At 32.8% G+C, this 22,930-nt stretch carries 19 protein-coding genes; 12 read left to right on the plus strand and 7 right to left on the minus strand.

What is annotated here, in order from left to right:
- Positions 1–16 precede the first annotated feature (16 nt).
- The 4 genes from FQU21_RS08505 to FQU21_RS08520 all read left to right on the plus strand — a co-directional run bounded on the left by FQU21_RS08505 (position 17) and on the right by FQU21_RS08520 (position 5,138).
- The gene (locus tag FQU21_RS08505; protein ID WP_147677569.1) at positions 17–754 is read left to right on the plus strand and encodes a shikimate dehydrogenase family protein; all 738 of its coding nucleotides are present in this window, start codon (positions 17–19) and stop codon (positions 752–754) included.
- An 89-nt stretch (positions 755–843) separates the two neighbouring features.
- On the plus strand, positions 844–2,832 hold the full coding sequence (locus FQU21_RS08510; RefSeq protein WP_147677570.1) for a DUF349 domain-containing protein: 1,989 nt from the start codon (positions 844–846) through the stop codon (positions 2,830–2,832).
- A 90-nt stretch (positions 2,833–2,922) separates the two neighbouring features.
- A complete protein-coding gene (locus tag FQU21_RS08515) occupies positions 2,923–4,560 on the plus strand; it encodes a M1 family metallopeptidase (protein ID WP_147677571.1) in 1,638 nt (545 codons plus the stop codon).
- Between the two features lie 5 nt (positions 4,561–4,565).
- The gene (locus FQU21_RS08520) at positions 4,566–5,138 is read left to right on the plus strand and encodes a YdeI/OmpD-associated family protein (protein WP_147677572.1); all 573 of its coding nucleotides are present in this window, start codon (positions 4,566–4,568) and stop codon (positions 5,136–5,138) included.
- A gap of 14 nt (positions 5,139–5,152) precedes the next feature.
- Here FQU21_RS08520 and FQU21_RS08525 read toward each other — a convergent pair whose 3' ends face one another.
- The 6 genes from FQU21_RS08525 to FQU21_RS08550 all read right to left on the minus strand — a co-directional run bounded on the left by FQU21_RS08525 (position 5,153) and on the right by FQU21_RS08550 (position 12,835).
- Positions 5,153–6,433, minus strand: coding sequence for a glycosyltransferase (locus tag FQU21_RS08525; protein ID WP_147677573.1), 1,281 nt, complete (start codon positions 6,431–6,433; stop codon positions 5,153–5,155).
- A gap of 21 nt (positions 6,434–6,454) precedes the next feature.
- Entirely contained in the window at positions 6,455–8,542 is a 2,088-nt protein-coding gene (locus tag FQU21_RS08530; RefSeq protein WP_147677574.1) for an HAD-IIB family hydrolase, read from the minus strand.
- A gap of 363 nt (positions 8,543–8,905) precedes the next feature.
- The gene (locus tag FQU21_RS08535) at positions 8,906–9,583 is read right to left on the minus strand and encodes a Crp/Fnr family transcriptional regulator (RefSeq protein WP_147677575.1); all 678 of its coding nucleotides are present in this window, start codon (positions 9,581–9,583) and stop codon (positions 8,906–8,908) included.
- Between the two features lie 36 nt (positions 9,584–9,619).
- Positions 9,620–10,459 (minus strand): universal stress protein, encoded by an 840-nt coding sequence (locus tag FQU21_RS08540; RefSeq protein ID WP_147677576.1) that lies wholly within the window; start codon positions 10,457–10,459, stop codon positions 9,620–9,622.
- Between the two features lie 85 nt (positions 10,460–10,544).
- On the minus strand, positions 10,545–11,594 hold the full coding sequence (locus FQU21_RS08545) for a response regulator (RefSeq protein WP_147677577.1): 1,050 nt from the start codon (positions 11,592–11,594) through the stop codon (positions 10,545–10,547).
- Positions 11,594–12,835: a PAS domain-containing sensor histidine kinase gene (locus tag FQU21_RS08550; protein WP_147677578.1), complete on the minus strand. Its 1,242-nt coding sequence runs from the start codon at positions 12,833–12,835 to the stop codon at positions 11,594–11,596. The genes FQU21_RS08545 and FQU21_RS08550 overlap by 1 nt, the downstream gene beginning before the upstream one ends.
- 208 nt (positions 12,836–13,043) lie before the next feature.
- Between FQU21_RS08550 and FQU21_RS08555 the strand changes: the two genes are divergently transcribed.
- The 8 genes from FQU21_RS08555 (at position 13,044) to FQU21_RS08590 (ending at position 21,968) form a co-directional block, all read left to right on the plus strand.
- Positions 13,044–15,443: a heavy metal translocating P-type ATPase gene (locus FQU21_RS08555; RefSeq protein ID WP_147677579.1), complete on the plus strand. Its 2,400-nt coding sequence runs from the start codon at positions 13,044–13,046 to the stop codon at positions 15,441–15,443.
- Positions 15,444–15,565: 122 nt separating this feature from the next.
- The gene (ccoS, locus tag FQU21_RS08560) at positions 15,566–15,751 is read left to right on the plus strand and encodes a cbb3-type cytochrome oxidase assembly protein CcoS (protein WP_147677580.1); all 186 of its coding nucleotides are present in this window, start codon (positions 15,566–15,568) and stop codon (positions 15,749–15,751) included.
- A gap of 10 nt (positions 15,752–15,761) precedes the next feature.
- Complete coding sequence (gene ccoN, locus FQU21_RS08565) at positions 15,762–17,954, plus strand: cytochrome-c oxidase, cbb3-type subunit I (protein ID WP_147677581.1); 2,193 nt, start codon at positions 15,762–15,764, stop codon at positions 17,952–17,954.
- A 21-nt stretch (positions 17,955–17,975) separates the two neighbouring features.
- Positions 17,976–18,161, plus strand: coding sequence for a CcoQ/FixQ family Cbb3-type cytochrome c oxidase assembly chaperone (locus tag FQU21_RS08570; protein ID WP_147677582.1), 186 nt, complete (start codon positions 17,976–17,978; stop codon positions 18,159–18,161).
- A complete protein-coding gene (locus FQU21_RS08575) occupies positions 18,158–19,066 on the plus strand; it encodes a cbb3-type cytochrome c oxidase N-terminal domain-containing protein (protein WP_147677583.1) in 909 nt (302 codons plus the stop codon). Before FQU21_RS08570 ends, FQU21_RS08575 begins: the two co-directional genes overlap by 4 nt.
- Before the next feature lie 123 nt (positions 19,067–19,189).
- Positions 19,190–20,614 carry a cytochrome c oxidase accessory protein CcoG gene (gene ccoG / locus FQU21_RS08580; protein ID WP_147677584.1) on the plus strand — a complete coding sequence of 475 codons (1,425 nt, stop codon included), beginning with the start codon at positions 19,190–19,192 and terminating at the stop codon, positions 20,612–20,614.
- Between the two features lie 201 nt (positions 20,615–20,815).
- Positions 20,816–21,265: a FixH family protein gene (locus FQU21_RS08585; RefSeq protein ID WP_147677585.1), complete on the plus strand. Its 450-nt coding sequence runs from the start codon at positions 20,816–20,818 to the stop codon at positions 21,263–21,265.
- Between the two features lies 1 nt (position 21,266).
- Positions 21,267–21,968: a sulfite exporter TauE/SafE family protein gene (locus FQU21_RS08590; protein ID WP_147677586.1), complete on the plus strand. Its 702-nt coding sequence runs from the start codon at positions 21,267–21,269 to the stop codon at positions 21,966–21,968.
- A 111-nt stretch (positions 21,969–22,079) separates the two neighbouring features.
- On the opposite strand, the gene FQU21_RS08595 is transcribed toward FQU21_RS08590, so the two are convergent.
- The gene (locus tag FQU21_RS08595; protein ID WP_147677587.1) at positions 22,080–22,913 is read right to left on the minus strand and encodes a universal stress protein; all 834 of its coding nucleotides are present in this window, start codon (positions 22,911–22,913) and stop codon (positions 22,080–22,082) included.
- Positions 22,914–22,930: the final 17 nt, after the last annotated feature.

The raw sequence follows: 22,930 nt of genomic DNA on the forward strand, positions 1-22,930 counted from the left end.
TAAAAAACATTTTCTCGTGAATAAATTAGGACTTTTAGGAAAAAACATATCATATTCGTTTTCAAGAAATTATTTTAAAGAAAAATTTCAAAAAGAAAACATTGCAGATACTAGTTACGAAAATTTCGATTTAGAAAGTATCGATCTATTTCCATCAATTATAAAAAACACCCAAAACATAAAAGGCTTAAACGTCACCATTCCGTACAAAGAAGCTGTTATGCCTTATTTAGACAAAATCAATAAAAAAGCCAAAGCTATTGGTGCTGTAAACACCATAAAAGTGACTAAAAAAGGAAAACTCGTCGGCTACAATACCGATTGTTACGGATTTAAAAACACCCTAAAACCTTTCATAAAATCGCATCATAAAAAAGCTTTAATTCTAGGCACTGGTGGGGCTAGTAAAGCGGTGGCTTTCAGCTTAAATGAATTAGGAATTGAATACAAATACGTGTCCCGAAAAGCAGCTGAAAAAGTAACTTTCACGTACAATGATTTAACAGAAAACATTATTTCAGATCATCAAATTATTGTAAACTGTACGCCATTAGGCACCTTCCCAGATGTTAATGTTTGTGCAAACATTCCGTACAGCGGCATAACCGACAAACATATTTTATTCGATTTAATTTATAACCCAAATGAAACTAAATTCTTAAAACAAGGTAAAGATCAAGGCGCAATTACCATCAACGGATTAAATATGCTTAAATTGCAAGCAGAAAAATCCTGGGCCATTTGGGATTTATAAAAAATATACGCACCTAAGCCTTTGTAAATAATAGACTTGTTAGTATCTTTAAAGTCTAGAGTAATAACAACGAACCTAAACATTTTAAAATGTCTGACTTAAATAATCCTAATACGGAAAACGAAAAAAACGTTACCCCTATAAACAATGAATCTACAACTACAGAAACATCATCTATTGAAACTGTAAAACCAGAAGATTCGAAACATTCTGAAACCACTAAAGTTGAAGAAACTACTGCTGTAAATCCAGAACCATCTAAAGCTGAAAACGAACACGACGAAGTTATTAATGAAATTGAAGAATCGAATGCTGAAGATGCAGAAGATGAAGGCAATAAAGACAGGCATACAATTGAGGTAAAAGAATACGATAGCATGTCGCTGGAAGCTTTAGCCGTTGAATTGGAAAAACTTGTAAAGTCGGAAAAAGTTCAGGCTATAAAAACGCATGTCGATGGAATTAATGCGGAATTTAAAACAAAATTCCAAGCATTAGTTGAAGAAAAAAAAGAAGATTTTTTAAATGATGGCGGGAATGAAATAGACTTCTACTTCTCCTCTCCTATAGAAAAACGTTACAAAGCAGCTTATAAAGAATATCGCAATAAAATAAGTGATCACTATAAAAGTTTAGAGAAAAACTTAAAACAAAACCTTAGCGATAAACTTGAAATTATTGAAGAACTAAAAGGGTTAATAAATGTTGAAGAAAACATAAACACCACCTATAAACACTTTAAAGAATTACAAGAACGCTGGAGAAATACAGGACCAATTCCTCGTGATAAATATAATAATGCATGGAATAGTTACCACCACCATGTTGAAATGTTTTACGATTTTTTACACCTAAATAGAGACTTACGCGATTTAGATTTCAAACATAATTTAGAAAAGAAATTATTAATTATTGAACGCGCCGAGGAGTTAGCACAAGATGATAATGTAATGAGATCCTTTAGAGAACTTCAAGAATTACACAAAATGTGGAAAGAAGAACTAGGACCTGTAGGTAAAGAACATCGTGAAGAAATTTGGGATCGCTTTAAAGCGGCTACAAAAATTATTAACGACAAACGCCAAGCCTATTATAAAGAAATAGATAAAGTTTACGAAAAAAACTTAGAAACTAAACTTGAAATTATTTCAAACATTCAAGTTATTGCGCAACAACAAACTGGATCGCATAACGAATGGCAAAAACGTATTAAAATTATCGAAGACTTAAGAAATCAATTTTTTAATGCCGGAAAAGTACCCTTGAAAGTTAATGAAGATACTTGGGCTAAATTTAAAGATGCCGTAAGAACTTTTAATAGAAATAAAAACGCTTATTATAAAAATCTTAAAAAAGAGCAATATACCAATTTACAAAAAAAATTGGAATTAATTAAAATTGCTGAAGATAATAAAGACAGTGAAGATACGGCCGTAACAACACCTTTGATGAAAAAAATTCAAGGGGATTGGAAAAAAATTGGACACGTACCAAGAAAAGATAGCGACAAAATTTGGAAACAATTTAAAGCAGCTTGCAACCATTATTTCGATAAAATACATGCCAAACGAAATGCAGCAAGCCAAGAACAAATTGATGCTTTTAATAAAAAAGCAGCATTGCTAGATACGCTTAAAACCGTAAAACCTTCGGGCGATAAGGAAAAAGATATAGAAGCTATTAAAGCGGAAATTAAAGTTTGGAAAACCTTAGGCCATGTCCCTAATGACAAACGTTATATTGACGATAAATTTCAAAAAACCATAGACGATTTATTATCCAATTTAAAAATGGATAAAACTGAAATCGAAATGATTAAGTATGAAAACAAATTAGACAGTTTATCTTCTGCCGATGGTGATACTAGAAATTTAGATAATGAACGCTTATTTATCCGTAAAAAAATGGACGAAGTAAAAGCGCAAATTAATCAATTAGAAAACAACTTACAGTTTTTTACTAATGTAGATGATAATAATCCATTGGTTAAAGATGTACACAATAATATAAAAGGACATAAAAGCGCTTTAAATATATGGAAAGAAAAATTAAAAAAAATTAAAGAACGCTACCAATAAATCCGCTTATTTATAATTTAAATAGCGCCTAGAAATTATATTTCTAAGCGCTATTTTATTTTGTAAATTTGAACAAAACCAACCAATTCTATGAAAACGTTATTTTTAGTCCCCTGTTTGTTAGTTAGTATCGCAATAAAAGCCCAAGGTTTACTTAGCGAAAAACAACATTTTACCAAACAAGACACACTTCGAGGCAGTATAACTCCAGAACGTGAATGGTGGGATTTAACTTATTATCATTTGGATATAAAAGTAAACCCAGAAGAGAAATTTATTTCAGGAAAAAACACCGTTCAATATAAAGTATTAAAACCAGCATCGGTAATGCAAATCGATTTGCAAACGCCCTTAAAAATCACTAAAGTTATTCAAGACAACATTGAACTTGCTGTTAAACATGAAGGCAACGCTCATTTTATACAACTTAAAGAAAACCAACCCATAAATACGATAAAAAGTCTTGATATATATTATGAAGGTCATCCAAAAGAAGCCGTTAACGCCCCATGGGATGGCGGAATTTCTTGGAAAAAAGACAATAATGGAAATCATTTTATAGCCTCGTCTTGCCAAGGTTTAGGAGCCAGTGTTTGGTGGCCTTGCAAAGACCATATGTACGATGAAGTGGACAGTATGCTTATTAGTGTAAACGTACCAAAGGATTTAATGGATGTGTCAAACGGAAGATTACGTCGTGTAGAACAAATTAATGACACCAAAACCTACAGCTGGTTTGTGAAAAACCCAATTAATAATTATGGTGTTAATATAAACATTGGCGATTATGCTCATTTTTCTGAAGTTTATAATGGACAAGGTGGTTTTTTAGATATGGATTATTATGTATTAAAAGACAACTTAGATAAAGCTAAAATCCAATTTAAAGATGCGACAAAAATGATGAAAGCCTTCGAGCATTGGTTTGGGCAATATCCTTTTTACGCCGATGGCTATAAACTTGTAGAAGTTCCCTATTTAGGAATGGAACATCAAAGCTCGGTTACCTATGGCAATAAATACCAAAATGGCTATTTAGGGCGCGATTTATCAGAAACAGGTTGGGGATTAAAGTTCGATTTTATTATTATTCACGAATCGGGACACGAATGGTTTGCAAATAATATAACCGATAAAGACATTGCCGATATGTGGATACACGAAAGCTTTACAGCCTATTCCGAAGGTTTGTTTTTAGATTATTACTATGGTAAAAAAGCCGCGGCCGAATATGTCATTGGCACTAGAAAAAAAATTATAAACAATAGTCCAATTATTGGAACATATAACGTGAACCATGAAGGTTCGGGCGATATGTACTACAAAGGAGCCAACATGCTCCATACCTTACGTCAACTTATTAGTGATGATGAAAAATGGCGACAAATACTTCGCAAAATGAACCTTACTTTTTACCATCAAACGGTAACAACACAACAAATTGAAAACTTTTTATCTGAAGAAACAGACATCGATTTAACAGCATTTTTCAATCAATATTTAAGAACTATTAAAATTCCTACATTAGAATATTCTCTTAAAAATAAATCTTTAAAATACAGATGGACAAACATAGTTGAAGGTTTTGATATGCCCATTCAGGTTTTAATAAACAATGAAGAATCTTGGATAAATCCTTCTTCCGAATGGAAAACATTAGAATTAAATTCAAAAAATCCTAACTTTGAAATAGATAACGATTTTTATGTTTATTCAAAAAAAATATAATCTTTTTGAAAACACCAGAGTTATATTTTAAAACGCATATTGAATGGCGCAAATGGCTTCATGAAAATTATAAAAATTATAAAGGAATACATTTAATATTTTATAAAGTTGAAAACAAAGAAGCTTCTATGCGTTGGGAAGATGCCGTAAAAGTAGCGCTTTGCTATGGTTGGATAGATTCTACCGTAAAAAGTTTAGGAAACGGAAAGCGCCGACAATACTTTTCACCAAGAAACCCTAAAAGCGTTTGGAGTGCACTTAATAAAACATATATTGAAACCCTTTTAAAGGAGAATTTAATGCATAATTCGGGGTTAAAAACCATAGAAATAGCTAAAAAAAATGGTAGCTGGACGGCTCTGGATAATGTTGAAAAAGGCATTATTCCAGATGAATTACAACGCGCGTTTCATAAAAACCCTCAAGCTTTTGAAAACTATAATAATTTTGCACCATCCTATAAAAAAGGGTATTTATACTGGTTAAACCAAGCCAAACGAGAAGCCACTATAAAAAAACGCATAACTGAAATTATTCAGTTATGCGCTAATAATATTAAAAGTAGAGATACTAGATAGCCTTAGGCTTTATCTTAATAAAATAAATTAGACTCCATAGTTCGCTGGTTAATAGAACTAGTAAACACCTGCAGCATGCGTTTTGCTATACCTGTCCAACCAAAATTACGTCGTGCAAAACGAGCACCTTCTACAGATAGTTCATTACGCATTTTAGGATACAATAAAGGCATAGCCATCATAGCACCAAATTCAACAGGTCTATGCGGATCGGCAAACAAAGCCTGATTTCCAAAATCTATTAAATCGTACAATCCGCCATGCACAGTAACAACACTTGGCGTACCACAGGCCATAGCTTCAATAGCTACCATACCAAAAGGTTCGTAACGCGATGGCATAACAAAAATATTAGCCGCACGGTATACATTGGCTAAATCTTCATCTGCTATATAATTTTTCCAGGTTATTTTATCTAAAACACCTAATTCTTTGGCTAGCTTTTTTAGACCAGCAACCCCTTTATCATCTTGCTCAGACTGATCGCCACCAATGGCAGCCACTAATCGCGCTTCTGGACAAAGTTCAAAAACTGTTGGTAGCGCTCTAATAAGTAAATCGTACCCCTTATTATGTGCCATTCTTCCTAAGGCTAAAATATCGGTAGGTTGTATATCATATTTAGCTCGAATTTTATCATTCTCTTTTGTTGGAACAGGGTAAAATCTGTTTTCATCAATTCCGGGAGGAATCATGGTGCAATTTCTAGAAAGCACATCATATTGCTGGGTTAATAAATCAACTTGCGGCAAAGTTGTTGCTACAATATGATTACACATTTGATAAACAAAATATTCCTTTCTAATACGTTCTTTAAACCTATAGGTCTTTTCCATTTCCTTTTCATCCATATCGCTTCCCATACTGTGTTGTTTCCACCACCCTAAAGAATGCGGTGTATGTACGTGAGACACCCCTAGTTCTTCGGCTATTTTTTGTCCAGCCCAACCAGCATCCCAGTAATGAGAATAAACAACATCATATTTTTTGTTATTCTTTTTTATTGCCGCCAAAGTATTGGTTACAAAAGCTTTAAGATGATCGTGCATATCCTCTTTTCTAATAAACTTTTTTCCTCCAAAAGGAATACGCCATACACTATAATTTTCGTGTACATGATCATATTCAGGTTGATTTTCAAACTGTCGTGTTACTAAATCGACACGTTTACCTAATCTACTAAAACGTTCTGCTAACTCTAGAACATAAACGACTTGGCCGCCCGTATCTGGTTTACCTAATTCCGGATTGGCTGCTACATATCCATGTAAAGAGATCATTAAAATTGACTTCATAATTTTATCGTTTTTAGTTTATTATTTCTTAATTATTTTTAAATCGTGACAAGCAGAAATGTATTGCGCTGCAGACCATGCTTGATAGGCTTTTCCCATAGCTTTTCCCGATATACCATGTGCCCATTCATTAAACTCCCATTCTTCATTTAAACCTTCCTTATTAATTAATGCCAATTTATGCAACTCGGAAATGGCCATGTCTCTAAAACCAAGTTTCCCTATAAATTTAACCCAAAAACCACCTACAAAAGGCCAAATTCCGCCGTTATGATAATGGTTTGGTAAATTCAATAAATTAACTGTGTAGTACGATTTCCAGTCGGGATCTCCGGGTGTTACCACAGGGTATACATTAGATACTGGAAAAGGGTCGTTAACCCCAACGCCCAACATAAATTTAAATGTTTGATGCGCCTTTTCCGAGTCTACAGTGCCAAATAAAAAAGCTAAAACGTTACCAAAAACATCACAACGCCAACTAAAATCGAATGGTGTAGTTTGCTGAATTAAATAAGGCGTATCACCCAATGTAAACTGACGTTCGGCAAATGAAACCGATTGAAATAATTTTTGTTGTGTAGAAGGCCAAAAATTTTGCAATATTTCTTTCTTAATCACTTGAGACCAACGAATATATTCTCCTGCTTCATCATAATCACCAAGCATTTCAAGCATTCTACCAAAACACACATTAGAGCGGTACCAGAGAATTTCATCATACAAAATATTGTAACTTCCGCCAAATAAATCGGTCCAATCTCCTGCTTCGGGTATTTCTAATAAAGCATCATTATTACTATCATGAGCGCCAAGCCAACGCATGGTTTCTTTGATATCGGAAATGTATTTACGTAAAAACTTGATATCTTTAGTTACATTTACATATTCGTAAAAAGCAATAACTACCCAAATACCACTATCTATGGAGCAAATTCCCCCTACTCCCGAGTAATCGGGTTGTTTATCTTTTAAACGAACATTGGAAGGTATTTGTCCGTTTCTGGAACTATTCTCGATTAAGGTGACTAAAGTTTGCCTTTGACATTGATGAATTTCTTCATCATCCACTAATGCTAAAGAGCCAATAACCGTAATAGCACCATCTCTTGCCCAAACGCTGTGATAATTTTCATCGGTTCCGTTAGTCACATTATCTTTAATAGAACAAGCCGAAAAACCAAGTGGTGTAATATTCTTTTTTAAAGCAATGATGGCTTTCTCATAACCTTCAAGTATGATATCTAATTTTTCTTTATCATCCTCAGATGCTATACTAATTAATTCTTGCTGAATAATATAATCGTCTGTATGGTCTGTATTACTTTCAACTATGGCTTCTTCAGGTAACACCCCATAATATACTAAGCCTTCAATTACGCCATCACCATAATCCTTTTCGGCATGATAAATTTGTCTATATTTAGTATATTTATAAAGTTCTTCATGGGCATTAGCAACCACTATACCTTTGATGTCCTCCATATCGAACATCGCAGAATCATTACCACTATCCCCTGCTACTAAGGCTTGCGAAGCGCTTAAATTGAGTTTTTTTAGTAGCCACTGTAAGGCATTACCCTTATTGGCCCATTTAGGAAGAATATCTAAATATTGTTCTTGCGAATACACTACATTAATATCCATATTGGCTTTAACAAAAATATTTTCAATTTCTGAAATAACGGCATCGGAAGCATTGTGAAAATAATAACTGCGCTTATAGTCGTGTTGATATTTACTAGGTTGTTCGTTAATAGGTCCGTCAATATTTTGGATAATTTCTTCTACCAGTTCTAAATTCCAACCATCGTCTAAAACATCATTAAATTCTTTAACTACGCATTTTTTGTTATAGTCGTAAATATGAGTTCCTACGCCAGAAATAATATAATCGGGTTTTGGTAATGTTCCTTTTTGAATTAAGTTTATAACATCATCAACTAAACGTCCTGTATTATAAGCAAGAAGTGCTTTTTGTCCCGATTTATAAGTTTGCCATATTTTACGAAAGTTACTTTTATGTGTATTGAACTCTATAAGTGTGTTATCTATATCAAAAGACAGTAGCCTAATATCATGCTGAATTTTATCTGTAGTACCTCCCATAAAAATTTAAAAAATTTAGATTATTAGTGTTTTTAACTCGTTTTTTGTTTAAAATAGCTGTTTTTTGACGAAAAAACAAAGAAAACGTCTCAATTAAAAAAGTTTTCTAAATATATTATCTATTACGTAATTCGATAAGAAATCTAAAAAACAAGGCTATTTATTTTGCGCATTTGATAATACGGTTAAACCAAAAAGACTGTAAGAAAAATGCTTTCTTACAGTCTTTTTTTAATGTTTTTTTTATTTAGCTCAGTAACTTTTTTATAAAAAGATTACCTATAAAATTAAAATATACCAGCCCCAAACAAACTTGGTAATTCATATGTTATAAAGGCACAACAAAATTAATACATCACCCTCCTATTCAACCCTTTTTAATCCTGCCAAATCTTCAATTTTAATATACTTTCCTTTTGTAGAAATTAGATTTTCCTTTTTAAACTGAGAAATAATACGAATGGCAGACTCTGTTGCGGTACCCACAATATTAGCATAATCTTCGCGTGATAATAAAACGCTAAGGGTACCATCGGCATTAACGCCAAAACTATTTTGAAGATAAATTAAAACATCGGCAAGCCTTTTTCTTACGGTTTTTTGAGCCATATTTACAATAATATTATCCGATTCTCTTAAATCTCTTGCCATCACTTTTAGCACATCTAAAGAAAACTTAAGGTTATTTTCAAGATCTGCCATAATTTCATTTTTTGGAATAAAGCATACTTCCATATCACATAAGGCCACGGCCTGTAAATTGGAGCACTCGTCTGTTATTAGCGAACGTTGGCCTAGCAACTGGCCTTTTACAACCATTTTTACAATTTGATCTTTTCCGTTTTCACTGAGTTTGGATAATTTACATATACCATTTTTAATGCAATATACCCCATTAATAACTTCACCTTCTTCAAAAATAACTTCGCCTTTTTTTATTTTTCTAGAGGTTTTACATTCCGAAATACGCATTAACTCATCTTTAGATAAAGTCTTCATTGAATTAAATTGTTTAATTATACATTGTTCACATTTTCCCATACCGATTTGAGGTTTAATTCTATTTAAAATATCCTTTTAATGTAAAACTAGAAAAGGAACATCTGTATAATAACTTACTTTTGGAGTTGTAGGGTGAAATAAAATTTTCTGAAAATAGTTTAAATTTTTTGCCAACATCGCAATTAAATTAATTTTATTTTTTTCAACAAAATCCTGCATGGCAATTTCAATATGATTATTAGTTAAGAAATGAAAACTATGCTCTTGGTTATTAAAATAATCATCTAGAAATTCTTTGTTCTTTTTTTGATCTTCATTTAAATCTGCCTTACTATTATTAATATGGAGTGCTCTTACTGCGGCGTGATTTTCTTCCACAATATCTGCCATGGGCTGCAAGGTTTCAGAATGATAAAAAAAAGAAAAATCTGTTGGAAAGGCTATTTCTTTTAGGTTTATATATTTGGCATTTTCTGGAATAACTAAGGTGTTACATTTTACTTTTGTAATAACATTTCCTGTATTACTGCCAACAGCCAAATTATGGATATTAGACGCCCCTCTAGTCCCCATAACAATAAAATCTATTTTTTTTTGTTCCACATGTTTTCTAATAGAATTTATTAAAAAATTTTCATCTATAACAGGATAAAATTTATGGTTTTCATTAAAACAAGAACTCTTAATAATTCGTTCTATGGTGTCGTGTAATCTTTTTTTTGAAGTATTGCCTAAAACATTAGAAACTTCGGTTTCTCCTATATTGGCCATTACTTCTGTATATTTTGGACTTACAGAAGTATCTATGTGCAGTATGTAAAAATTACAAGACGACTTACCGAAAAACTGGAGCGCATACTCTATGGCATTCCATGCATTTTCAGAAAAATCGGTAGGTATTAAAATATTTTTCATGTTTGTTTACTTCTGAATACAAAAGTAAACGCATGATATTTAAAGAAATATGACCAAAATCATAAATCTTCATTATCGCTATATTTTAATGCATATCCTGGAGTTTATTAAGGTCTAAAATTTTAATATTCCGACCTTCAATTTCAATAAGTCCACTGTCTTTAAAACTGGATAAGGTTCTAATTAAGCTTTCGGTTGCTATTCCAGCAACACTAGCCAAATCGTTACGTGAAATTTTAATATTATCTTCTGGATTTCTATTGAGCTTTTCTGCAAATTTTAAGATGGTATTTGCTGTTCTTTTTTTAACCGAGCTATAGGCCATTTGCAATAAATGCTCTTTAACATCGGTGAGGTTTTCTGTTAACAGCTGAATAAGCTCTAGAGTAACTTGATGATTGTTATTAAGCACTTCTTTAAGCGCACTTTTAGTTACTCCTATTAGAACCGTTTCTTTTATAGCGGTTGTAGATTCTTGATATGCTGTATTTTGAAGAAATGATGTGTACCCAAATAAGTCGTCTTCTTTATATAATGCTGTTGTTAAATCTTTTCCTTTTTCGTCAAATTTATGCGATTTTACTAAGCCTTTGGAAATTAAGTAAACATAATTAGAATTTTGTCCTTCTTCATAAATGGTTTCACCCTTACCGTATTTAGTAACTTCTCCATTATCATCAAAAAAATTTTTTAAATCGTTAAGTGTTCTAATTTCAGGTTCATTGGTACCACCTTTAGTTTTTTCTTCGTGCAAATCTTTTAAAATAGAAGCTTTTGCCAGCCTACTTTCTATAGCACTAATGAGTTCTCCTTCATCAAAAGGTTTTGTAATATAATCATCGGCTCCTAAATCCATGCCTTTTCTTACATCTTTACGCTCTGTTTTTGCCGATAAAAATATAAATGGAATATGTTTTGTAATTTCATTTTTAGATAAAGCTTCTAAAACACCGTAACCATCAAGCTCAGGCATCATAATATCGCAAACAATAATGTTAGGTAAATACTTAATTGCCATTTGAACGCCAACCTCTCCGTTTGGAGCTGTTATCATATCATAATCAGACAATTCAAGTAATTCCGCTGTGTTTTCTCTTAAAACAACATCATCTTCTATCAATAATACTTTATTCATTATTCTACTTTATTTTGCATTTTTATGGTAAATATACTTCCTTTATTTTCTTCACTTACAAAACTTATAGTTCCTCCTAAGTTTTCTAAATGGCTTTTAACAATATTTAATCCAATACCTGTTCCTTGCACTAATAGAGCATTCTCTGCCCTAAAATAACGGTTAAATATACTTTTTTGATCTTTAACAGGAATACCCATACCGTTATCTTTTATACGAAAATAGGTATGCGTATTATCTTGTTTTACATGAATATCTACAATGGTGTTTTCAGAGGAATATTTTATAGCATTATTAACCAAATTCGATAAGGCTAATTCTAAAATTTTCTCATCTTGATATAATGAATAATCATCGATGTTTTCTGGATAATTAATTTTTTGCCCGTCTTTTAAAAGCATATTAGCATTGTAAACCACTTCATTAACTACTTTACTAACCTTAAAGGTAGTAAGTTTATAATTCATTTTTCCGGTTTCCAATTTTTCAATCGATAGAAAATCGTTTAAAATGTTATTTAAGTAATGTACTTTATCCGAAATAGTTCTTATATGCTTATCTCGCCGTTCCTGCTGTTCGGTTAATTTATATTTACTTAATAGCATAGATGATGTTAAAATACCACTTAACGGGGTTTTAAACTCATGCGAAACTAAAGACAAAAACTTCGTTTTCAATTCGTTAAGTTCTTTTTCTTTTTTAAGCGCATTACTAATTCTATTTTGTGCTTCAATACGTTTCTTTATTTCTTGGTCGCGTTGAAGATTTACTATTTTTAACTCTTCAACCATATTACTTAACTCGTTTGTTCGCTCCTTAACTTTTTGTTCTAACTCGGTATTTAATTCTAACAATTCCAGTTCTTGCCGTTTTCTTATTGTAATATCGATAACGAGCGTCATTATAAAACTTTCACCATTAATTTCTAAGGGGTTTAATCCAGCCTCTAAAGGAAATATGGTTCCGTCTTGACGTCTTCCGTACAAATCTCTACCACGCCCCATTTTTCGGCTTTCTTTATTTTTCATAAAACCATCAAAATGACTACCGTGATTTGCATGATAACTTTTTGGTATTAAAATATTGAGGTGCTGATTTAATAAACCTTCCTTAGTGTACCCAAACATACTTTCGGATGATTTATTTGTTGCCACAATTTTTTGATTCTTGTCTACAACAATAACACCTTCTGAAACAGCTTCAAAAAGTACGTTAAATACACGATCATTATTTTGGAACATTGAAAACCTATTTTAAAATTTTAATTTAAATACTAAATTCAGTAACAATTAAAAACAAAATTTCTCTAAATTGCTTATTTTTATACTGTTTACCTATAATAGATCTAAATTTTTGTTTTTTGTAAAAATAAATAAAACATGACAAATATCATATTTAAAAGACAGTTGATTTATGATTTTTGTATGAGGTATAAATGAGCAAATTTAAATGAGTAAAACCCCATGTTTTCACTGCGGTCTAGACGCATCTGAGGCTAATATTACGTATGATAATAAATCGTTCTGCTGCAATGGTTGCAAAACTGTATACGAAATATTTTCTACAAACGATTTAACGTGTTACTACGATTTACAAGCCTCTGCCGGCGCTAAACCTAGCGATATTGAAGGTAAATACAACTTTCTAGACAATCCTAAAATTGTTGAAAGCATCTTAGATTTTAATGATGAAAAAACGCAAATAGCAACCTTATTTATTCCGCATATTCACTGTAGTTCTTGTATTTGGATTCTTGAAAATTTAAATAAATTAAATCCATCTATAAGTTCTTCTATTGTAAACTTCGGAAAAAAAACCGTACGAGTTACCTACAATAGCGAAACTATTTCTTTAAAACAATTAGTTAAACTTTTAAGCAGTATTGGATACGAACCATTTATAAGTTTAGACGATTATAGTGTTGGGAAAAAGAATGTAGATCGCTCTCTAATTTACAAATTAGGCGTTGCTGGTTTTGCCTTTGGAAATGTGATGTTTTTATCCTTTCCGGAGTATTTCCAAGTTACCGGCTTTTGGATTGAAACCTACGCTCCACTTTTCAGATGGCTTATGTTTAGCTTTTCTCTTCCTGTTGTTTTTTACTCGGGACAAGATTATTTAATATCCGCCTATAAAGGTTTACGCTCTAAAATTTTAAATATCGATGTTCCAATATCTTTAGGTATACTTGTTTTATTTGTAAGAAGTACTGCGGAAATTATCCTAAATCTTGGCACTGGTTTTTTCGATAGCTTAACGGGTCTAATCTTTTTTCTTTTACTTGGGAAATTTTTTCAGCAAAAAACATACAATTACTTATCTTTTGAACGTGATTACAAATCGTATTTCCCTATAGGAATAACCAAATTACACCCCGATGGAACGGAAGAATCTGTTCAAATTTACGATATTGAAAAAGGCGATCGATTATTAATAAGAAATGAAGAATTAATACCTGTGGACTCTATTCTAATAAAAGGAAAAGCAAGAATAGACTACAGCTTTGTAACTGGTGAAGCCGAAGCTGTTTACAAACAATCTGGCGATAAGCTATTTGCCGGAGGAAAACAGTTAAAAGGAAGTATTGAAGTCGATGTTTTAAAAACTGTAGAACAAAGTTATTTAACCCAGCTATGGAGCAACGATGTGTTTAATAAAAACAAAGAAGATCGTTTTACAACGCTTACCAATGCCATAAGTAAAAAATTTACCATTGCGGTTTTAAGCATTGCTTTTCTAGCAACAGCGTATTGGCTATTTGTCGATTCATCAAAAGCATTAAATGTTTTTACAGCCGTTTTGATTATAGCTTGCCCTTGCGCCATTGCTCTGGCTGCGCCTTTTACTTTCGGTAATCTACTACGTATTTTTGGTAAATTAAAATTCTACGCAAAAAACGCATCAGTTATCGAGCAGCTAGCAGCTATTAACACCATTATTTTCGATAAAACAGGAACCATTACAGCCAATAAAGAAACCGCTATTACCTATGAAGGTTCTAACCTTTCCTCCGATCAAGAGATTCTACTTAAAAGCACCTTACGAAATTCAAATCATCCTTTAAGTAGATCTTTATACAACCTTTTAAATAAACATGATATTGCCACTTTAGATAACTACGAAGAACATACAGGTAAAGGAATTGAAGCCAAACGTAACCAAAATACCATAAAAATTGGCTCTGCTCCTTTTGTTGGCTACACCGCCGAAACGTCCACTTTAAACACCGCCGTTTACGTAAGCACCAATAGTGAATATAAAGGGCGATTTACTTTTTCTAATAAATACAGAAAAGGCTTGTCTAAACTATTTAATAAATTAAAAAAACATTTTGATTTAGTTATTCTTTCTGGGGATAACGCTGGAGAAACAGAAAACTTAACCAAGTTATTGCCAGCAAAAACAAAGCTACTATTTAACCAGAAACCAGAAGATAAACTAGAATATATAAAACACCACCAACAATCGGGAGCCAAAGTACTAATGATTGGTGATGGGCTTAATGATGCTGGCGCTTTAGCACAAAGTGATGTTGGTATTGCTATTTCCGAAAACGTCAACATATTTTCTCCAGCATGCGATGCTATTCTCGATGCGTCAAAATTCAATCATTTATACGATTTTATTAAAGCTTCAAAATCAGCCATAAAAATTATTAGATATAGTTTTTTATTATCCTTAATATATAACAGCATAGGATTATATTTTGCTGTTACAGGACAACTAGCCCCCGTAATAGCCGCTATATTAATGCCTTTAAGTTCTATTAGTATCGTACTATTTACTACGGTTAGCACTAATTTTGTAGGTAGAAAATTAAAAAAACAAAAAAAGTATTCATTGCAATAAAGTTATAAAAAAAACCTTGTTTTTAATAAATAAAAATTGACTTAAAATCTAAAAAACATGACGTTTGTCATGTTTTAGCCAAAAGCTTAAAAGTATTTTTGGCGCGTAACTTCAATTAAGGTATGAGTGTTATATATATTTTACTAACTATTAGCATTATTGTTGCTATTGGTTTTTTTGTGGCGTTTATCGTTGCTGTTAGAAAAGGGCAGTTCGATGATAGCTACACGCCATCGGTTCGTGTTCTTTTTGAAGATGAACTAATAAAAGAAAAAACTAAAAAAACAATTTTAACTAAAAAAGATTAATATTTAATTTATGGAAATGCAACAATTTAAGTACGATAATAAAATCGTAACAAAATTTATTTACGCCACTATTGTTTTTGGGGTTGTAGGTATGTCTGTAGGGTTACTACTTGCTTTTATGTTTTTATTCCCCAATTTAACCGATGGTATTCCTTGGTTAAGTTTTGGTCGTTTAAGACCATTACACACCAATGCTGTTATCTTTGCTTTTGTTGGTAACGCCATGTTTGCTGGTATTTATTACTCGCTACAACGGTTATTAAAAGCTAGAATGGCGAGCGACCTTTTAAGTAATATTAACTTTTGGGGTTGGCAGCTTATTATTGTTGCGGCTGCTATTACATTACCTTTAGGTTATACTTCTACTAAAGAATATGCTGAACTAGAATGGCCAATAGATATTGCTATTACTATTGTTTGGGTTGTTTTTGGTATTAACATGATTTGGACGATATTAAAACGTAGACAACGTCATTTATATGTTGCTATCTGGTTTTACTTAGCCACATTTGTTACTGTTGCAGTTCTCCATATATTTAACAATTTAGAATTACCTGTAAGTGCTTTTAAAAGTTACTCTGTTTACGCTGGTGTTCAAGATGCACTTGTACAATGGTGGTATGGGCATAATGCTGTAGCCTTCTTTTTAACTACGCCCTACTTAGGACTTATGTATTACTTTGTTCCTAAAGCTGCAAACCGACCTGTATATTCTTACAGATTATCTATTGTACACTTTTGGTCTCTTATATTTATTTATATCTGGGCAGGACCTCACCACTTGCTATATACCGCTTTACCAGAATGGGCACAAGCTTTAGGTACCACATTCTCAATCATGTTATTAATGCCATCTTGGGGAGGTATGATTAATGGTTTACTAACCCTTCGTGGTGCTTGGGATAAAGTTCGTATCGATCCTGTTTTAAAATTCATGGTTGTTGCTATTACAGGTTATGGTATGGCAACCTTTGAAGGTCCAATGCTTTCTCTAAAAAGTGTAAACGCCGTAGCGCATTTTACCGATTGGATTATTGCACACGTACACGTTGGTGCTCTAGCTTGGAATGGATTCTTAGCTTTCGGTATGATTTACTATTTAGTGCCTCGTTTATTTAAAACAAAAATGTTCTCTTTAGGCTTAATGAACGCACACTTCTGGATAGGAACTTTAGGCATCATTATGTATGCATTACCTTTATATGTTGCCGGATTTACACAATATTCTATGTGGCAACAATTTAACCCAGACGGCACCTTAGTTTATGGAAATTTCTTAGAAACAGTTACAGAAATTATGCCTATGTACACAATGCGCGCAATTGGTGGTAGTTTATATATATCTGGTTTATTTATCCTTGTTTACAATGTTATCATGACTATAAAACAAGGTAGTAAAGTAGAGGACGAATTAGCCGAAGCACCTGCACTTGAACGCGTTTCTAAAAGACGTACAGCAAACGAAGGGTGGCACACTTGGTTAGAGCGTAAACCTATTCAATTAACTATTTTAGCCACTATTGCTATTTTAATAGGAGGCATTGTTCAAATAGTTCCAACTATCATGGTAAAATCTAATATACCAACAATATCAAGTGTAAAACCCTATACACCATTAGAATTAGAAGGTCGAGATATTTACATCCGTGAAGGCTGTGTAAGTTGTCACACACAAATGGTTCGTCCATTTAGACATGAAGTTGAACGTTATGGCGAATACTCGAAAGCTGGAGAATTTGTTTACGACCATCCATTCCTTTGGGGTTCTAAACGTACAGGACCAGATTTACATAGAGTTGGTGCAAAATACTCCGACAACTGGCACTTTAACCATATGTATGATCCGCAAAGTACCTCATCGGGTTCAATTATGCCAAGATACCCATGGTTAATAACAGGTAAAAGTAGTGAGCTAGACAAATCTTTAACCGAAACAAAAATGGAAGCTATGGTTACTTTAGGCGTTCCATATACGGAAGAAGATATTGCAAAAGCGCAAGAAAACATGCTAAAACAAGGTACCCAAATAGAAGAAAATTTACACCAAGATCCCGATTTTGCAAAAACCTATGAAGCTGATAAAAAATATGCAGCTGAAAACGGTTTACCTTTTATAGAAATGAAAAACAGAGAGATTGTTGCCCTTATTGCATATTTACAGCGTTTAGGAACCGATATCCATGTTAAACCAGAACAAAAATAATAACAACAATATAAAAAAGTCATGCTGAAATTTATAAAATACCACATGGAAAGTATTGACGGTATAGAAATATACCCAATAATATCTCTAGTTATATTCTTTACTTTTTTTGTGCTACTTTTTTGGTGGGTTATCACTGCAAAAAAAGACTATATTAAAAACGTAAGCAATCTACCTTTAGAAACTGAAAACGACGATACATTATGAGAAAACTAATTCCATCTTGGATACGAATTCCCGTAGCCTTTTTAATCATCATGGCTATAACAGAATACTTTGTAGATTCTGGTGAAAAACCAGCTTTTATGGTATATACAGCCGTTCAATTATTTTTAATTTTAGTGCTTTTAATTTTAATAGCTATTGAAGCCGTTCTTGGCGCTTTAGAAACTATCATGCTTCAAAAATTAGATGAAGAAGCTAAAGCTCGTTTCTTAGCCGAACAAGAATTGGGTTATAAATTCACTTGGATAAAAGAAACCTACACCAAATTATTAGGCCAAAAACCTATTGAACAGGAAAGCGAAATAATTTTAGATCATAATTATGATGGCATAAAAGAGCTAGATAATAATTTACCACCATGGTGGGTATACGCCTTTTACATCTCTATTGTGTTCGCCGCTGTATATCTCTTAAAATATCAAGTATTTAACGGCCCCACCCAACTAGATGAATTAGAAACAGAAATAGCTGAAGCTAAAATAGCAATTGAAGAATACAAAAAAACAGCTAAAGATTTAGTAGATTTTAATACCGTTACCCTATTAACCGATGCCGGCGATTTAAAAGCAGGTAAAACCATTTTTGAAACCAATTGCGTGGCCTGTCACATGGCAGATGGTGGCGGTGGAATTGGCCCTAACCTAACAGATAAATACTGGATTTTAGGCGGAGATATAAAACATGTGTTTAAAACTGTATCTGAAGGTGGACGCTCTGGAAAAGGAATGATAGCTTGGAAAGCCCAACTCAAACCAGCTCAAATAGCACAAGTATCTAGTTATGTATTAAGCTTACAAGGCACTACACCAGCAAACCCGAAAGAACCACAAGGTGATCTTTGGGAAGCAGAAGCTTCAGAAACTTCGGAAACGGCCCAAGTAAACTAAAATTACAATAAAACTCACACATTCAAGACCTACAAAGTTTTATTAACCTTATAGGTTTTACAATAACATTTTAAATAAACCTACAAGATTTTTTAAACCTCGCAGGTTATAAATAAAAAAATTGTGGAAACACCAGAAAACGAAGCATTTAGAGACTCCATTGGAACTGTTACAAAAGACGGTAAACGCGCTTGGGTTTTTCCTAAAAAACCCAGTGGTGTATTTTATAAATATCGTAAATATGTAAGTTACGGATTACTCGCCTTTTTACTATTAGCGCCATTTATAAAAATTAAGGGCAACCAGTTTCTAATGTTCAATGTACTAGAACGTCGTTTTAATATTTTTGGTTTTCCGTTTTGGCCACAAGATTTTCATTTGTTTGTAATATCGATGATTATTGGTGTTGTATTCGTGGCTCTTTTTACCGTTGCATTTGGACGTATTTTCTGCGGATGGATTTGTCCGCAAACCATTTTTATGGAAATGGTTTTTAGACGTATTGAATATTGGATTGAAGGCGACCGAGGTAAACAAATGCGTTTAGCAAAAATGCCTTGGAATGCTGAAAAAATAAGAAAGAAAACATTAAAAACTCTTATTTTCACCCTTATTTCCTTTATAATAGCGAATGTGTTTTTGGCTTATTTAATAGGAAGCGATACGTTGATAACTTATATAACAGATGGGCCTGCAGCTCATTTAAGTACGTTAATATCCTTAACCATATTTACAGCAGTTTTCTACTTTATTTTTGCTTGGTTTAGAGAGCAGGTTTGTATTATAGCTTGTCCTTACGGAAGATTACAAGGTGTACTTTTAGACACAAAAACCATTGTTGTGGCCTACGACCATAAACGTGGAGAGGCTGAAAATGGCAGGAAAAAATTCAGAAAAAATGAAGATCGCCAAGCTCTAGGACATGGCGATTGTATAGACTGTATGCAATGTGTAAACGTTTGTCCGACTGGTATAGATATTAGAAATGGTACGCAATTAGAATGTGTAAATTGTACAGCTTGTATTGATGAGTGCGATAATATTATGGAAAGTATTAACCTTCCTAAAGGATTAATTCGTTACGCGAGTGAGGAAAATATTGAGAAGAAAACGCCTTTTAAACTTACCGCCCGAATGAAGGGGTATACGGCAGTATTGGCTATTTTAATAGGACTACTAACGGGTATGTTATTTTTAAGAAATGATGTAGAAGCTACTATTTTAAGGTTGCCAGGTCAACTTTATGAACATAAAGATAATAACATTATTAGTAACGTGTTTACCTATAAATTGGTTAACAAAACAACAGAAGATATTAACGATGTTAGTTTTAAACTGATGTCTCACAAAGGAGAATTGAAATTAGTGGCAACGCATGATCATTTTGTGGTACCAAGACAGGAAATTGCAAAGGGTACCTTATTTGTAGAAATAAATAACTCGGCTTTAACTGGTGATAGAAATAAAATTAGAATTGGGGTTTACTCTGGCGATAAATTAATTGAAACGACAACGGCTAACTTTTTAGGGCCACGAAGTTTTAAATAAAGTAATAACTATATTATTGAACAAGGTCTTGGCTGGTGCGTGCATTAGGGATTGAACGGCCTGTTTGAGCTCCCCGACCAAAGGAAGGGAGCGAGTAGTGAAAGCCCGACCCGTAGGGTAATGACCAAAAGAAGTAGGCTTTAAAATAGTCTACCGTTTGCAATCTTCGAGATTGTGTAAAATGAATAAAAAAAATGTGTTATGAAATTTAATTGGGGAACAGGAATTGTTTTGGCATTTATTGCTTTTATTGCCTTTATTATGTACTTTGTTATTACAATGTTTTCTAGTGATAGGTTTAAAAACGACTTAGTTACAGAGGATTATTATGGCGAAGAATTGCTGTACCAAAAGGATATTAACAAGCTTAAAACTGCTGATAAACTAGCTGAAAATGTTTCTTATTTACGTACCAATGCGGGATTAAAAATTGTTTTCCCAAAGGGTATTGATTATACAAAAATTACAGGAAAAATGTTCCTATATAGACCATCTAACAAACAACTAGACTTTGAAACTTCTTTAAGTTCATTGTCTGATTCCTATTTGCTCATACCTGACAAACGTTTGGTAGATGGTCGTTGGAACATTAAAATAGATTGGCAATATAAGGGAAATTCTTATTTATTTAAAGAATCTATACTTTATTAACATGCTTTTTTCTGCATTTATACTTGGTTTGTTAGGTAGTTTTCACTGTGTGGGCATGTGTGGCCCTATTGCTTTTATGCTCCCTGTGGATCGAAATAATGCGCTAAAAAAAGGACTACAAATTACTGTTTACCACTTTGGAAGATTGCTTGCTTACAGTATTATTGGGTTGGTTTTTGGATTAATTGGTAAGAGTTTATACTTGTTTGGTTTCCAACAGCAACTCTCTATTTTTATTGGAATATTAATGATTTTGGTGGTTTTAATTCCGCAGAAAATATTTAATAAATATAATTTCTCGAAATCTATATACCGCCTTATTTCGAAAGTTAAATCGGCTCTAGGTTCTGCTATGAAGAAAAAAACCATGGATACCTTTTTAACCATTGGTTTTTTAAATGGTTTTTTACCTTGTGGTTTAGTTTATATGGCTGTTTTTGCTGCTATTGCAAGCGGAAATGCTTTAAATGGTAGTTTGTATATGGCTGTTTTTGGTTTGGGGACTATACCCTTAATGACAACTGCTATTTATTTTTCGCAGTTTTTAAAAGGAGCTGCCCGACAAAAAATACAGAAAATAATTCCTATTTTTATTATAGTTATTGGAGCACTTTTTATTCTTCGAGGTTTAGGATTAGGCATTCCGTACATATCACCCGCACCTGTTTACGATGCCGTTTCGGCTGGCATGGAATGTCACTAAAATTTATATTTACTAAAAAAACAATCTCTGTTTAAAAATATAATTTCGCCACAGTGATTTTAAAAAGTATGACGAAATTATATTCATTGTATGACAACAAAAAAATTTAAATTACATTTTTATGGTTAACACGGGTAAGTTGGCATGATTTACAACATCTTCGCCAACACTACCTTGAAAAAAATGGGCTAATCCCGTTCTTCCGTGGGTTGGCATCACGATTAAATCGGCTCCATATTGGGTAGAGAAATTTAAAATACCTTCGTCTATCGTATAATCGGAAATAAAATGCATGTCCTCCATTCGGCTTAAACTTTTTTCCGCTTTTGTAAAAAAGTTAGCCGCCATTTCTTCTAACTCTACAGTACTTTTAAAGTTTTCGTTTGGTAAATTAACATGCACAATATATATTTTAGACACAATTTCTTCAAACATTTTACGTGTGTTTAAGTAGGGTTGTATGGATTCTTCAGTTAAATCACAGGCCAATACAATAACATCAAAATTAATATCTACTTCACTATTTTTTACGACTAGAACAGGAATTTCGGCGTTCCGAACCACACGCTCCGTATTAGACCCTACAAACATTTCTTGTATGCCATTGGTACCGTGAGAGCCCATAATGATAATATCTGCATTATGTGCCTTTGCTACATCATTAACTTCGCTAAAGACTTTAAAATGCTTAATTATTGGGGTTATTTTTAAATCTTTTAAGTAAGGTTTATCTAGAAAAGCTTCGAACTTTTGCTCGGCCAACTTCATAAAGTAGATTACTTGCTGTCCTAATAACTCGTCGGTAGCATTAAGCGCCACGGTAGCCATTTCAAGCATATGTAATACCAGTACTTCGGCGTTATGTTTTTTTGCTAATTTTGCTGCTGTTTTTAAAGCATATTCTGAGTGTTCTGAAAAATCGATAGGTACAAGAATGGTATTCATTTTTATTGTTTTTTGTT

The organism is Algibacter pacificus, assembly GCF_008033385.1.
In the GTDB taxonomy this organism is placed as follows: domain Bacteria; phylum Bacteroidota; class Bacteroidia; order Flavobacteriales; family Flavobacteriaceae; genus Algibacter; species Algibacter pacificus.